The following is a 14,479-nucleotide window of genomic DNA, read 5'->3' as shown; positions in this document are numbered from 1 at the left end:
TCGATTTAGTCAACCCATAATTATTTGCACCCAAAAAAATGATACGCCTTTAAAGTAAATGGCGAAACAGGAAATACATAACCATTTATTTGTATTGAGCGCGACCGCGAGCTTCAGAAAAAATATGGCAAAATGCTATCATCGATAATTATTTTGCTGGTTTTTAATTTATTAAATCACAATATTTTCTTCATTTATTAGTTGTCAGCATACACTTTAATCCTTTATAATAAGCATATTTTCTTGTAAGTATAAGTAGCGTAGTTTTATTTAATTAGAAATAAAAATATTATTTCATCAATTAGCATCAACTTAAATTGGGCCAATTCGTTAAAAACACCCTCCATAAGGCCTTCAGGCTACATGCCCCGTTAAAATAATCCCTCAAAATAAAATAGAATAATTGGCCAAATTAAATCTGGTAAATACAGGCATCGGCTTTGCAATATATAATTGGTTTGTTTTAGCCGGGTAAAAATCCGGGAGATCAAAACCTTAAATAGTATTAAAAAAATACATCATGATAAAAAAAATCGGGTTGGTTAAAAATACCCGGATACCTCAGGGACAAAAAAGTTCCAAAAAAGTAACCATTTTTTGTGGAATGGCAGTCCTTGCTGCATTATTAATGGCAGGATGCCAAAAAGATAATTCAACAAGTACAACACCACAGGCATCTATTTCTACAAACCTTACATCAAGCACTGATGTTGATGCTAAGCCGGTTTACCTGGGCACAGCAGTTAACTTTACTATTTTATCAGAAACCGGAATTTCTACAACGGGTGTTACAGCAATTACAGGTAATATTGGTGTCAGCCCAATAGCCGGAACCGCAATTACCGGATTTGGATTAAAAATGGATGCATCCAATCAATTTTCAACTACGCCCATTGTAACCGGCGAGGTTTTTGCAGCTAATTATGCGCCACCTACACCGGCAAAAATGACCACAGCAATCAGTGACATGAAGACCGCTTTTACTAAAGCTAACGGCCGTACTTTTCCGGCCCCGCTTACTGAAAAATTTGCCGGCGATTTAAGCGGGAGGACTTTGCATCCCGGTTTGTACAAATGGGGTACCGGCGTATTAATATCAGGAGTGGGCGTTAAGCTAAGCGGCCTTGCGGATGATGTTTGGGTTTTTCAGATCGCAAAAAACCTTACTGTAAGTAATGGTGCCATCATCACCTTAGAAGGCGGGGCACAGGCCAAAAATATTTTCTGGGTAGTTTCAGGAAAGGCAACGCTTGGTACTGCAGTAAATTTCAAAGGAAATATCCTTAGTAAAACGCTGATATCAGTAAATACTGGTTCTAAAGTCACCGGCAGGCTACTTGCCCAAACAGCAGTTACTTTAATTGCGGATGATGTTTATCCCTATTAAATATATTTAGCCTCGTATTTAAATTTGAAGCTGTCTCTAAAAAGGCGGCTTTTTTTATTTTAAATTACTACTTTTTTAACATTTTGTGATGAGGGGAAGCTGCCTAACTTGTAAGGGTTATAAAATCCATTTAAACTCCCTGATCTCATGAAATTTAAGCTTCTTTTAATTTTAATTATAGCAGGCATCGGCGCAAACGCGCAGCAATCAACTGATTTGCCAAACTACATACTCGCCAGCCAGATCTCGATCATGGTTACGAAGCTGGGGATGCCGGTTGACTCTGCTGCAAGCTACTTAACTGTGCTGGGTCAGTTTAAAAAGACGCAGCAAACAGCTACAGATGTGTTTTATGGTTGTAAGGAATATGATTCGGTTTTTGATTTTCAGATAACTGAGTCGGGCCAGGTTAAGATCATTATTTGTGATATGCCGGTTTCTATGTTGAGTACGGCACAAAAGGCCATTGTTTTAATGGGGATGACTGCCACCGGTACAGCGGCCCCTCCCGGGTTTACCGCCTATGCAACACCCCAATATGCTGCTTTTTTGAACCCCGAAGCAAGAAAGGGTTACCTGGGCCTGGTATTGGTTCCGGGGCGTTAATATAAAGTATTAATACAAAGGTTCAGATCCTGCATTTCTGCCGGAGTGATTAGTTAGAGTGAGCCGGGAGTTATTTTTAACTGCCGGTTTTTTTATTGTTGACATAAAAAAACCGCTGGGTTGCCGGCGGCTTTTTATTTTTTTGGCTGTATTAATGATTCTATAAGCCGAATGACTTTGAATCATTAATTACCATATAACTATTACTGCTTGCATGTCCAACTGTTTTGTCAACCAGCGCTTTTAATGATTCAACATCAGGTGCGCTCCATAAACAGGCTGATGAAGCGGGGTCTGTCCCGGCCATAAACGTAACAACTTTAAAGCCTTCCGGAACAGGAGGGTTTGCGCCTAAAGCACCCCAATAAGCATCGGGGTCTGAGATGTGGTGGTTTACTAAAATATTCATGGTTTTATTGTTTTGGTTTACGTCTAAGGTAGGGTGCCGGAGATATTTATTAAATGTGAAAAAAGTAGTAATTTATTTAGGTGAACATATTTCGGCGAAGGCATCATGTCCTATTATTAGCAAGTTGGCTTTACAAATTCAGTGTATTTCCAGTTGGACGCCTCTTTTGTCTATCAAAAGCTCAATTGATTTTGACAGATCGAATATGTTGCGAAAAACAATACTACTTGAAATTTTTTCGACGCCTGCAATGCCTTTGTCGGTAGTTACCCGCCACTGGTTACCAAGCGCTTTGTCCAGCATTTTATAATATTTATTATAAAGCTTTACCCATGCGGGTTTATCAACGCTTTTCCCTGACAAGGATACAATTATATACAAGTCGTGATGTTGATCCGAACAAACATTCGTGTCAAACCGGCCCTGGAATAGCCGCTTGCTTTTATAACTTTCAAAAACGGGGCTCTTTAACGATTTGCTTTGTACATTTAAAATCTCCTTATAACCCGTTTGCCGGTAATTATAAAATTCACTTAATGATTTTGCAGTTGCTTTTCTATCCAGGTAAACCGGATCAGTGTTTTCAACGAATGCCAGGAGTTGTTTTCCCGATTTGGTTAAGATCCCGTTTGCATCAAAATAAGTTAATGAATGATCATCGTAATTACCCTGGATTACTGTTTTATCCGTTACCGCAGTCAGGTAGTTCCCCTGCGCAATGGTATTTATATAATCGCCGAAAGTTATATTACCATTGTAGTTTATAAAAATCCCAGTGCCATCAGCAATGCCTTTTCTGTAATGTCCAAAAAAAGCAGTTTCGGTGTTTCCCCAACCTGTTACCGATTCTCCCAGGCCTTCCGGAAGCCCGTTTTTAAAATACCCTATATATACATCGGCATAAACAAAAAATTCACTTGAAGTTAATTTGACGCCGAATCCGTTTTCACAATCGCCGTACTGGCATCCGGTTTTATGCCTGTCCAGGGGCACCGTATCCCCTTTAAAAAAGAAGCCCTTTTTCACTGCATGGTTGTTTTCGTCATAAATAGCCCCGTAACCTTCGAGCTGGTTATCCAAAAATGAACCCTGGTATTGTTTTTGGGTTGCAAACCAGTTTGCATGGCCAACGCCGCTCAGTGTACCGTCAATAAAAGTACCTGTATATGCATCGTTGTTAAAAAACTGAACCCCGCCGTAAAAGTTGTAGCAATCGCCGCTAACACATACCGGCGAGCCATTTTTTGGCTCGTGGTAGCATTTAATCCGCATCCATCCCTCATGGTTTTTAACAGTTAGCGTGGTATAGTCAGCCGGGTGTTTAAAATAAGTAACCGTGTCTCCTAAACCATCAATAGCCGTTCGGATGATCCAGCCGTCCCCAAGGCAATTTTCAAACGCCTTAATAGTGCGTTCTCTCTCATCTGTTAGCGTAGCCCTGTTAATGGAGTAACCATTGTAAACAACAGCACCCAATGCTTTATCATATTCAATATATTCACCATGCAAATCATCAAGGTAATCCCAAATCGGAATCGATGTAAAGTATTGTGCGCTGTCATCGCCCATGGCCTCTTTTGCTATTTCGGCTTTAATGGTCCTCATTGTCGAATCACCGGCTATTGCTTTAACAATAGCCAGTAAATTTTCGCAACTAATATGCTGGGCATTTACCGTATTTAAAATCCCGGCTACCAACAGCGTGATGAGCGGGATACACATCAAAGGTTTTGGTGTATTCATCGTCAAAAATTTAATGCAGTTTTACGTACTAAATTTCATGAATGGCCATATTATTTTACCTAACAATACAGTAGTAAAAAAGTGGTATTTTTTATCCTGTACCCGGGCGTTAAATGTTTAAACATCAGGTTTCAATCCACATAGTTTATGAAAAGTTAATATCGATATCTATTTATTATATATTAAAATTCAGGTATATTTATAACACTAATCCAATGCCCTGATTAATGAGAAGCTCTCTTATTGTACTTTTTATTGTCCTGTTTTCGGGCAGGGTAGCTGCGCAGGATATTATTCCACGGTTCGAAAATATCGGGGTCAATGATGGCCTTTCGCAAAGCTCAGTATATAGTATCTTTCAGGATAAGAAAGGGTTTATGTGGTTTGGTACAGCCGATGGACTTAACAGGTATGATGGTGAAAATATTCGCATTTATAAAATAAATGATAAAAAAATAGCCAATTCGAACTTTATCCACGGTAACATTTCGGAAGACAGCCATGGCAACATATGGTTTTGCAATGAAACCGGTTTGTTTTATTACGACCCGCTAAATGACAAACTTAGCCGTAAGCTTATCTTTAAAAAGTATGGGTGGACAGCGGGTATCTTCATCGACAGCAATGACATTTTCTATATTTTCAATCCGGCGGCGGGCATTTACGCCTACCATATCTCTACTAGTCAGCTTATCTTAACGGCTTGCCGGCTTAAAGAACCCTACACAAATTTTGTATCGGAACAGTTAACCACAGATTATAAAAATACGATTTGGATAAAATCCCCGGAAGATAAGGGCGTATTTGCTTTTAATACACAAACCGGAAAGCTTAAATTCATCAGGCCGGCAATTGATTTTTACTCTACCTTTTATACAGGCGACGGGAGGCTGTATAACCTGCAATCGCCGGGGAAAATAATCGTTACAGATTCGGCTTTTAATGTATTGGATAGTGTAGCCTTTGGGCTACCGTTAAACAAAACGCTTGATGTGCAGGCCATTCGGAGCGATGCCTACCACCGGATCTGGATCAGTACCTATGATAATGGTTTGCTTTGTTATGATGAACACACCCGTACTTATATCAATTACCTGCACGATAATTCAAGGGTGAAAACTTTGCCAATCAATATTCTGTCTGCCCTATGTATTGACCGATCAGGTAATTTATGGATCGGGACAGATGGAGGTGGCGTATGTAAATTAGACCTGAAGCCGCCGAAATTCAACCTGTTCCCGCTGAATGAAGGCGATTATCCATTTTTAAAGGACTACTTTATTAAATGTTTTTTTGAAGATAAAAGCGGCCGTATTTGGCTTGGAACCCATAGCAGTGGGCTAAATATTTACGATCCGGAAACCAGGTTGATTAAAAGTTATGATTACCAGCACTACAAATCAAAGGGATTGCCCGGATCAATCATTTCAAGTATTTTAAAAGACAGAGATGGGCAGATCTGGATATCCGGCAGTTTGGGTATTACTATTTTTGATGAAGCGACCGGTATTTTCAAGCCGGTTAAGGTAATTAACGGCCCGGTGCTTAATGAACACAGCAATTTTGTTTATAAGCTAATCCAGCTGGAAAATGGCGAACTGGTTGGCGCAACTGCTTACGGCCTGATGACAATAAAAAAAAACGGGGCGGGTTACACTTGTTTTTTTGATAAATCGAAAACGGCTAACGTTTTCCTCACAACTGACGTGGTTGAGATGGGCGATCATACCCTGTGGGCCTCATGCCCGTTACATGGGCTCATCCACTATAAAAAAAAGGGCGATGAATTTGAGGTGTTAGAGAAGCGGTTTCTGCTGATTGATATCAGGAGCATTCACCCTGATGAAAAGGATAGAAACGCTCTTTGGATCGGTACCGGGATCGGCCTGATTGAATTTAACACCCTCACCAATAAGCAAAGCTTTTATGATGAAAGGAACGGCATGGCAAACAGTTATGTGTATGGCGTTTTAGAGGATGAACAGCATAATTTTTGGATGAGCACGAATATGGGCCTCATTTTTTTTGACCGGCAGGAAGGAACCTTTCAAAACTATACGGCAAAAGACGGCCTTCAGAGCAACGAATTTAACACCCAGGCATTTTATAAGGGCGCATCGGGCAACATGTACTTTGGGGGCATAAGGGGTTTTAATTGGTTTAATCCAAAAATCACCAGAACTCCCGCTTATACTGCGCCGGGAGTGGCTATCACCTCTATCAGTATTGATGACAATCCGTATGTTAAGGACGAGCAGTTTTCTAAAAGTAAAACCATATCGCTTAATTACGATCAAAACAACATTAGCTTCAGGTTTGCGGCGCTTGACTTTACCCGGCCACAGGCAAATAAGGTTAAATTTATTTTAGAGGGCTGGGATAAAAATTGGATCACCTCAGGCGATAAAAATATGCGCTACACACATTTGATGCCCTCGCATTATATATTAAGGGTTAAAGCGGCAAATAGCGATGGCGTTTGGAGCAAAGAAGAGAAATTAAATATTATAGTAAATGCGCCATTCTGGCAAAAGACCTGGTTTTATGTGTGTGCTTCAATTGTGTTTTTAGCGCTGATTATTTATATTACCTATTATGTTTCGCGGCAAAAAATTAAAAAGCGATTAGGGCAACTCGAAAAGCAAGCTGCTATTGATGCAGAGCGGAACCGGATAAGCAGGGATATGCACGACGAAATTGGCAGCGGATTAACACATATTGCGCTTTTGAGTGAGTTGATACAAACCCAGCAAAAAACTGAACGTACCATAAAAAATGATTTGGGGAGCATCTCCATTGTCGCCAGGAAATTGGTTGAAACTATGAGCGAGATCATATGGGCCCTAAATCCGCAAAACGACTCGCTTGAAAATCTTTTGTCTTACATACGTGAACAAATGCAGCAGCTTTTTGAACCGTTTAAACTCACGTTAAAGATCGATTTCCCGGATGATGTACCACAAATAAGGTTAAGCAACGAGCAGCGCCGGAATTTATACCTGGTTACTAAAGAGGCCCTCAACAATGTAATGAAGCATGCAGATGCCAATCATGTTAAGCTTTCGCTAAGGCTCGATATTGACCGGGTAAATTTTGAAGTGAGCGATGACGGCCATGGAATGCATGCTAAAACTACCCGGCTAAGTGGAAACGGGTTAAAAAATATGCGCAAACGCATGGAAGATATTGGCGGCACCATTGAATGGATAAACCAGGAGCGGGGATTAAAAGTTGTTTATGCGCTGAGCCTGGAAAATAATCAGGAGTCAAAGGCAAGGAAAAACGCAACGGCTATTTGATGCTGTAATAACGATGGGCTATGCTTATTTCGACTTTGTTTCTATCTTGAATCCTGGTTCTTTACTCTCGGCTCTTTCTTCATAATTACTACTTTTTTAACATTTGGAAACAGGTAGTGAAATATTAAATTTATAAGCAAATGACACCGATAGTAATCATAGAGGATGACGAGAAGATACGCAACTATTTGGGTGCGTTGCTGGCCGGTTCAGGTGAGTTTAACCTAAAGGCCTCTTTCATTAGTACTGAAGAAGCAATGGAGTATTTTGAAGCAGGACTTGGTGATGACATTGAACTGGTATTAACAGATATTCAACTGCCGGGAAAATCGGGGATTGAGTTGATCGCCTGGCTAAAGCCGCGCCGGCCTGACATACAGTTTATGGTGCTGAGTGTATACGATGATGCCGATAAGGTATTTAAGGCCCTGCAGGCCGGTGCCTCTGGCTATGTTTTAAAAAATACTTCATCAAATAAGCTCATCGAATCATTGATAGACCTGCAGCGGGGCGGCAGCCCCATGAGCAGCCAGATCGCCCGCAAAGTAGTGATGGCTTTTCAACAGGAAATGCCTTATGTTGATGCCAAAGATAGTTTAAGCGATCGCGAAAATGAGGTACTGGCATGGCTGAGTAAAGGCTATAGCTACCAGGAAATAGCCGATCACCTGTTTATTGCGATTGATACGGTGCGTACCCATATCAGAAACCTGTACGAAAAATTGCACGTGCGCAACAAAAAGGAGGCCTTGCGCAAAACCGGGTTAAGGTAGTCGCCGGTCACATCCCCTGCATTGGGCTTAAATTTTCCATCTCGCCGAATATTTCAATTAACTGGTCGATAGATGTGAAAATTAATTACACAGAAATAACCGTGCGGATAAAAACCATTTGTAATTATGAATGTTTGTTTTTTAACCGATGGATAATAATACCAGTACGATTGCCATTATTGTAGCGCACCCTGATGACGAGACTTTGTGGGCGGGAGGAACAATCCTTAGCAATCCCGGAAAGCAATATTTTATCGTATGCCTGTGTAGAAAATACGACACTGACCGTGCCCCGAAATTTGAAAAGGTTCTTAGGATTCTTGGTGCAGAAGGCATTATGGGCGACCTGGATGACGGCCCTGACCAAGCCCAGTTGCCTGAACACGACGTTCAAACCGCAATCCTTCAATTGTTGCCCGCCAAACATTTCGATCTGATCATTACGCATAGTATTTACGGGGAGTACACGAGGCATCGGCGGCACGAGGAAATTGGGAGGGCTGTAATTAATTTATGGCATAGTGGCAAAATAAATACAAATGAACTTTGGGCATTTGCTTACGAAGACGGGCATAAAGCCTATTTGCCCGTAGTAAACGAGGATGCACCCCTATTTTACCCTTTAACGCACGATGCGTGGGAAAATAAATTTAACATCATTACCAAAACATACGGATTTGCCTGGGATAGCTGGGAGGCGCAAACCACTCCCAAAAAAGAAGCGTTCTGGCAATTTAAAAATGCAAACCAGGCGCAGGAGTGGCTGGATAGCGGAAATATAAAATCATGAAAGTATTATTATTATATGATTACCCTGCCTCGCCAAGCGGATTAGCGACCCAGGGGGATTTATTATACAGGGGACTGCTTGAAATTGGCGTAGACGCGCATGCAGTGAACTGCGAATCGCCGCAGGAGAAAGAATGGTATTACAAATGGTTCAAGCCTGATGTGGTAGTGGGGATTGGCTATTGGTGGCATACCCCCGATTTGATTTTACATCCGCAAAAATACATGATGCAACCCGTTCCCTGGCTGGTTGCCGACGGTTATATCGCCAATTACCAGGATGTTCTGAATGATCTTCCGCTAATACTGGTAACCTCCAATTGGGTAAAGGAAATGTACATGAGGGATGGAATAAACGGGGATAATATTGAAGTGCTGCCGGTGGGCTGCGACACCGATACGTTTGTCCCATTTGCCAAGGACAACCCTAAAGTATTGGCTATTCGGGAATCATTAGGGGTGTCGTCCGATGAACTCATGATCCTGACGGTGGGGGGCGATGCGGCTTCAAAAGGGGCCGAAGAAGTAATGCAGGCGCTGGCGATGATAAAAGATAAGGTGCCCCCGTTTAAATACGTTTGTAAGGTATGGCCCCAGCCACGCACCGAAATACAAAACAAAACCGATATCGAATTGGCGATGAAATTAGGGATCGCCGATAACATCATCTTCTCTTCGGGCATTAATTCACGGAACTATATGCCTTACCTTATCGGTGCCTGTGATATTTATGCTGCGCCGTCACGTCTTGAGGGTTTTGGCATGCCACAAGTAGAAGCGAACGCTTGCGAAAAACCGGTTATCGGCATAAAAGCAATGGCCTTGTTGGATACCATGATTGACGGGGAAACCGCTTACCTGGCCGGTGTGGCCCAAAAAATAGTGGTTGACCATGTGTTTATTGGTACTGAGGCAGGCTATGAGAATCATCACCGCGTAGATTTTGATATCCCGCGTACTGTTGATTACAGGGCCAGTTCCGAAGATATTGCAACGTATTTGCTCGATTTAATGAACCATCCGTTATTAAGGATACAAATGGGTAAAGCCGGACGGAAACGGGTATTGGAACATTTTGATTACAGGCCGGTGGCAAGGCAATTTGTAAGTATCATCAACCGGAAATTGGGGATAAAATAGGGCGAAAGAAAGGACCCGGGATTATATTAGTAAAGGTAATTATACCATGCAAAAAACAGAGAGGGATGAAATTGAAAAAGCAACAAAAGTTGCTATTGAAGTATTACTGCATAATGCACACGGACCGTTTAACGGACTGCCGCGTACCGCGGGTTGGGGATATCCTGAACCCTATACCCGAGATCTGATGTTTTCGATATTTGGTATCGCGGTTAGCGGAAATGCCGAATTGATTGAAAGTATCCGCATCGTTTTGGAAACACTGGCTGAAAACCAAACGGAGCATGGCCATATTCCTTCATTGGTGCATGATAACGACGACCGCGGCGCCAGTGATACCACGCCGCTGTTTATCTTGGGTGCCGCGATTTACCGGAAGCTGACCCATCAGCCCGATTTCCTGGAAATTGCTGTTAATAAGGCCCTGGTTTGGATGGAATACCAAAGCCCGGCCGACAAATATATGGTTGCCCAGCAGCCTACCAGCGACTGGCGCGACGAACAATGGGTTATAGGTTATGGCCTGTTTGTAAATACGGTAGTATACAGTTACCTGAAGATGCTGGGCGATGATGAACGTGCCGAAGATATTAGTCACGAGATGAAACAATTCACCATCGACGACGGCTATATGCCGCATCATATCCATGAAGGGCTGATGGTTAGAAGTAAGCCGTATTTCGCATTTTGGTCGTACAAAGTATTTTGCTCTGACAGGTTCGATCTTTTAGGAAACAGCCTGGCCATATTATCTGGCCTGGCATCCCTCAGCCGGGCGGAGGAAATAGTGGATTGGATTGAAAATAATTGTAATGCAATGAAAAAAAACGGCGATCTGGCTGTTGGACTGCCGCCTAATTTTTTCCCCTACGTTTTACCCGGCGACCTCGACTGGCATCCGCGGTATGCGCAATTTAACCTGCCCGGTAATTATCACAATGGAGGCGTGTGGCCTTTTATTTGCGGCTTGTATGTGGCCGCGCTGGTCGCCGCAAAGAGATATGAACTCGCTGAACAAAAACTGGTTGAATTGACCAGATTAAACAAGTTATCAAAAGATCCCGAACTGGAGTTTGGCTTTAACGAATGGATAAAAGCCCAAACCGGCGTTATTATGGGTGTAGACTGGCAAACCTGGAGCGCGGCGATGTACCTGTATGCGGCAAAATGTGTGGAACTAAGAAAAACACCTTTTTTTGAGGAGATGCGGAGTTCGTAAAAACTGCTCCCGGCCAATATTTTTGCTTAATTATCCGTTAAAACTCGGGACCTAATGATTTCGTTGTAAATTCCACCCCACAAACCGATCCGTTTTTTTAGCGCTATGATGGACGCCTTTTCAACCTCATCCCATTTCTCTGCGTCATTCCTACAAAGTCCGGCAGTCATTTCTAAAGCCAGGTGGCTGTGATGATCGCCGTCAACTTCAATATGGCGGTCGAGGTAGTATTTAAATTCAGATACCTGGCCCGGGAATTTTTGGTTAAGGTCATTTACGACCGACAAAAACATATTAGGGATCAGGTCTTCCCGGCCAAAGGTGAACACGGCAGCCTGCAGGTGTGCTTTGCCGCTGTTGATGATATCAAAGGTATAATTTACAAACTCTTTGGCTGCATCCGGCACTTCAGCTTCATCAAATGACTGCTGAATGTTCCCTGTATTTTTTAAGGCATAAATAAAGTTTAGAAACCTCTGCGGCTCGTACCCGCATTGCTTCATTGCATCCAAATAAAGCTCATAATGGCTTTTGCGGACACCAGTGGCATCCACATCAGATTCTTCGCCGCATACAATTTCATTGATCAGGTAGCGCGTATTGGCCGAACCCACCGGGAACCAGGGCACCTGTGTACAGGTTAAATTATTTTGAAGCGCTTTTAGCAGCGACATAAAATCCCAAACGGCATAAATATGGGAATTCATAAAAACGCCCAAATCATCAATGTTTTCAATTAAACTGTATACCGGGTGGTTAATGATCTGCTGCCTTAAAGGTTCAATTGTTTCCTGTATTTTTTTGATATGGGGGTTCATCTATTCCGCTGCTTTTAAAGGCGGCAAAGGTAAAATATTGGTGTCAAATAGAGTAAGAATGGAATTCCTTATTGGAATATTTGGTTAATATGAGATAATAATGACTTGAAAGGAATTACTCTTTATCCCCGCAGCTTTCTCTATCTTGTTTGTCAAGCTTTATCATCGAGGTTTTAAAATCGCTGGCAAAAAATTGATTGTCGTAGGGGATTTCATGATCCCAGATGACTATTCGATAGTTGTGATCTGAATTTTTTCCGCTTGTATCAAAACATAAATGCCCCCAGTCGCTCCAGTTAGCAAAGGGAATAAGGCCTCTTTCTATCAAAAACTCTTTTGGATAACCATCGAAAATCATTTCTGATAGTGATTTCCTCCAGGTAAATACAGGATGTTCACAAAACGATGCCTCTGAGATATTCAGCTCATAGAAATGTTTATGCTTAAGAAATGTTATATAATCCGCAGGTAGTACATGCCCTATTCTGTCCTCAAATTCTGAAATTTCCGAATCTGTAACTCTGCTATTGATTGGGAACCAGGTTCTCCATTCTTCCTTAGGGTTTTGATCGGGGTCAGCCATTAATGAATCAATTTCTGTCGGTAATTTGTTCCCTTCCGCCCCCATCCATTTTTGAAGGTGATAGTCAACTATTGAAATAATATCTTCATTTGCCATGAGAAGGTAGCCTTGCTCTATAAAATCTGCAATATAAATATAGAACTTATTAACAAAGAAAAAGCCCTCCAAACGGAAGGCTCTAAAACTATTTGTCTAATTACATAAAATCGGGGTAATCAAAAATTAATCGGTGAAATCCCCCCAAATAAAATCGGGGTAATCAAAAATTAATCGGTGAAATCAAAAACTAAACTTCCGCCAGATGATCCCCGGTAACGGTTTGCTTTATTTTAGCTTCCAGTTCTTCCATCAGTTCAGGATTATCCTGGATCAGTTGTTTAACGGCATCGCGGCCCTGGCCCAAACGGGTTTCGCCATAGCTGAACCATGAGCCTGCTTTTTTGATTATATTATGTTCCACACCCAAATCGATGATCTCGCCGGCTTTGGAAATGCCCTCGCCAAACATGATGTCAAATTCTGCGATGCGGAAAGGAGGCGCAACTTTATTCTTCACAATTTTTACTTTCACCCGGTTACCTGATACTTCGTCGGTATCCTTGATCTGCGAGATCCGGCGCACATCCAAACGTACCGAAGCATAAAACTTCAAAGCGTTACCGCCGGTGGTTGTTTCAGGGTTACCAAACATTACGCCGATCTTCTCGCGCAGCTGGTTGATAAATATACAGCAGCAACCCGTTTTGCTGATGGTACCGGTAAGCTTACGCAATGCCTGCGACATTAAGCGTGCCTGCAAACCCATTTTGGAATCACCCATTTCGCCTTCAATTTCGGCCTTGGGTACCAGGGCGGCAACAGAGTCGATCACCAGGATGTCAATAGCGCCTGAGCGGATCAGGTTATCGGCAATTTCAAGGGCCTGCTCGCCGTTATCCGGTTGTGAGATCAGCAGGTTTTCTACATCAACCCCTAATTTTTTTGCATAAAACCGGTCGAATGCATGCTCCGCATCAATAAAGGCGGCAATGCCACCCTTTTTTTGCGATTCGGCAATGGCGTGGATCGCTAAGGTGGTTTTACCGGATGATTCAGGGCCGTAAATCTCAATTACCCGGCCTTTTGGCAAACCGCCAACGCCTAAAGCAATATCCAGCCCGATAGAACCGGTTGATATAACTTCCGTCGCTTCGATCGCGGTATCACCCAGTTTCATGATGGTACCTTTTCCGTATGATTTTTCCAGCTTATCAAGGGTTAGCTGTAATGCTTTTAATTTATCTGCGCTGCTCATCTTTATAAAAATTGTGAAAACAAATGTAAAAAGTATTTTTGATAATTGCTAATTTTTTTAGTAAATTATTTGTTGGTTTATTAAGTGAAGGGTTTATTAAGTTGATTAAGTTAGGAAGTAAAAATATAAATAGCAAAAACAAACTATTCACATAATCAACTCAATCAACCACTCACTAACCCTCAACACTCCGCTTCACCAGTTCCTTGCTGATCTTATTTAAAGCAACCTTCTTTTTCTGTTCCTTCACCTTTTTAATTTTTACCGCTTCTGCTTTTTTAAGCGCCGTTTCGGTATGGGTTTGTTCGTAATATTTACAAAACCAGCTGATAGGGCATTGCTCGCATTTGGGGCTGCGGGCCAGGCAAATGTAGCGGCCATGCAATATGAGCCAATGATGGGCAACCCCCAGCAGGTTT

12 protein-coding genes and 1 pseudogene are annotated in these 14,479 nt (G+C 42.1%); 7 read left to right on the top strand and 6 right to left on the bottom strand.

The window, feature by feature from the left end; all coding sequences use genetic code 11:
• Positions 1–520 precede the first annotated feature (520 nt).
• The gene (locus QZY09_RS05705; RefSeq protein ID WP_295669386.1) at positions 521–1,387 is read left to right on the top strand and encodes an ice-binding family protein; all 867 of its coding nucleotides are present in this window, start codon (positions 521–523) and stop codon (positions 1,385–1,387) included.
• Positions 1,388–1,534: 147 nt separating this feature from the next.
• Positions 1,535–1,993 (top strand): hypothetical protein, encoded by a 459-nt coding sequence (locus tag QZY09_RS05700; RefSeq protein WP_295669383.1) that lies wholly within the window; start codon positions 1,535–1,537, stop codon positions 1,991–1,993.
• Positions 1,994–2,153: 160 nt separating this feature from the next.
• On the opposite strand, the gene QZY09_RS05695 is transcribed toward QZY09_RS05700, so the two are convergent.
• Both QZY09_RS05695 and QZY09_RS05690 read right to left on the bottom strand, forming a co-directional pair.
• Positions 2,154–2,402 carry a hypothetical protein gene (locus tag QZY09_RS05695; protein WP_295669380.1) on the bottom strand — a complete coding sequence of 83 codons (249 nt, stop codon included), beginning with the start codon at positions 2,400–2,402 and terminating at the stop codon, positions 2,154–2,156.
• A gap of 138 nt (positions 2,403–2,540) precedes the next feature.
• Positions 2,541–4,145 (bottom strand): hypothetical protein, encoded by a 1,605-nt coding sequence (locus tag QZY09_RS05690; protein WP_295669375.1) that lies wholly within the window; start codon positions 4,143–4,145, stop codon positions 2,541–2,543.
• 227 nt (positions 4,146–4,372) lie between these two features.
• Between QZY09_RS05690 and QZY09_RS05685 the strand changes: the two genes are divergently transcribed.
• From QZY09_RS05685 to QZY09_RS05665, 5 genes are all read left to right on the top strand, one after another.
• Positions 4,373–7,444: a sensor histidine kinase gene (locus tag QZY09_RS05685; RefSeq protein WP_295669372.1), complete on the top strand. Its 3,072-nt coding sequence runs from the start codon at positions 4,373–4,375 to the stop codon at positions 7,442–7,444.
• A gap of 140 nt (positions 7,445–7,584) precedes the next feature.
• A complete protein-coding gene (locus QZY09_RS05680) occupies positions 7,585–8,217 on the top strand; it encodes a response regulator transcription factor (protein ID WP_295669369.1) in 633 nt (210 codons plus the stop codon).
• 148 nt (positions 8,218–8,365) lie between these two features.
• Positions 8,366–9,007, top strand: a complete 642-nt coding sequence (locus QZY09_RS05675) for a PIG-L family deacetylase (RefSeq protein WP_295669365.1) — start codon at positions 8,366–8,368, stop codon at positions 9,005–9,007.
• A complete protein-coding gene (locus QZY09_RS05670; protein WP_295669362.1) occupies positions 9,004–10,146 on the top strand; it encodes a glycosyltransferase family 4 protein in 1,143 nt (380 codons plus the stop codon). Before QZY09_RS05675 ends, QZY09_RS05670 begins: the two co-directional genes overlap by 4 nt.
• A 46-nt stretch (positions 10,147–10,192) precedes the next feature.
• The gene (locus QZY09_RS05665; protein WP_295669359.1) at positions 10,193–11,365 is read left to right on the top strand and encodes a glycoside hydrolase 100 family protein; all 1,173 of its coding nucleotides are present in this window, start codon (positions 10,193–10,195) and stop codon (positions 11,363–11,365) included.
• A gap of 26 nt (positions 11,366–11,391) precedes the next feature.
• Here the strand turns inward: QZY09_RS05665 and QZY09_RS05660 are convergent, their stop codons facing one another.
• From QZY09_RS05660 to QZY09_RS05645, 4 genes and pseudogenes are all read right to left on the bottom strand, one after another.
• Positions 11,392–12,183 (bottom strand): DUF3050 domain-containing protein, encoded by a 792-nt coding sequence (locus QZY09_RS05660; protein WP_295669356.1) that lies wholly within the window; start codon positions 12,181–12,183, stop codon positions 11,392–11,394.
• 115 nt (positions 12,184–12,298) lie between these two features.
• Entirely contained in the window at positions 12,299–12,934 is a 636-nt protein-coding gene (locus QZY09_RS05655; protein WP_295669353.1) for an SMI1/KNR4 family protein, read from the bottom strand.
• A gap of 118 nt (positions 12,935–13,052) precedes the next feature.
• A complete protein-coding gene (recA, locus tag QZY09_RS05650) occupies positions 13,053–14,060 on the bottom strand; it encodes a recombinase RecA (RefSeq protein ID WP_295669351.1) in 1,008 nt (335 codons plus the stop codon).
• A 175-nt stretch (positions 14,061–14,235) separates the two neighbouring features.
• Positions 14,236–14,479 (bottom strand): annotated as a pseudogene (locus tag QZY09_RS05645) (endonuclease III); the annotation flags it as partial.

It is taken from the genome of uncultured Mucilaginibacter sp. (assembly GCF_903913935.1).
Classification (GTDB): domain Bacteria; phylum Bacteroidota; class Bacteroidia; order Sphingobacteriales; family Sphingobacteriaceae; genus Mucilaginibacter.
Note: the sequence above shows the minus strand (reverse complement) of the source record. Positions and strands in the feature narration are given on the sequence as shown.

Bases quoted from the DNA above. Each gene is read 5' to 3' on its own strand.
- QZY09_RS05705 (WP_295669386.1), top strand. From the start codon at position 521: ATGATAAAAAAAATCGGGTTGGTTAAAAATACCCGGATACCTCAGGGA.
- QZY09_RS05700 (WP_295669383.1), top strand. From the start codon at position 1,535: ATGAAATTTAAGCTTCTTTTAATTTTAATTATAGCAGGCATCGGCGCA.
- QZY09_RS05695 (WP_295669380.1), bottom strand. From the start codon at position 2,402: ATGAATATTTTAGTAAACCACCACATCTCAGACCCCGATGCTTATTGG.
- QZY09_RS05690 (WP_295669375.1), bottom strand. From the start codon at position 4,145: ATGAATACACCAAAACCTTTGATGTGTATCCCGCTCATCACGCTGTTG.
- QZY09_RS05685 (WP_295669372.1), top strand. From the start codon at position 4,373: ATGAGAAGCTCTCTTATTGTACTTTTTATTGTCCTGTTTTCGGGCAGG.
- QZY09_RS05680 (WP_295669369.1), top strand. From the start codon at position 7,585: ATGACACCGATAGTAATCATAGAGGATGACGAGAAGATACGCAACTAT.
- QZY09_RS05675 (WP_295669365.1), top strand. From the start codon at position 8,366: ATGGATAATAATACCAGTACGATTGCCATTATTGTAGCGCACCCTGAT.
- QZY09_RS05670 (WP_295669362.1), top strand. From the start codon at position 9,004: ATGAAAGTATTATTATTATATGATTACCCTGCCTCGCCAAGCGGATTA.
- QZY09_RS05665 (WP_295669359.1), top strand. From the start codon at position 10,193: ATGCAAAAAACAGAGAGGGATGAAATTGAAAAAGCAACAAAAGTTGCT.
- QZY09_RS05660 (WP_295669356.1), bottom strand. From the start codon at position 12,183: ATGAACCCCCATATCAAAAAAATACAGGAAACAATTGAACCTTTAAGG.
- recA (WP_295669351.1), bottom strand. From the start codon at position 14,060: ATGAGCAGCGCAGATAAATTAAAAGCATTACAGCTAACCCTTGATAAG.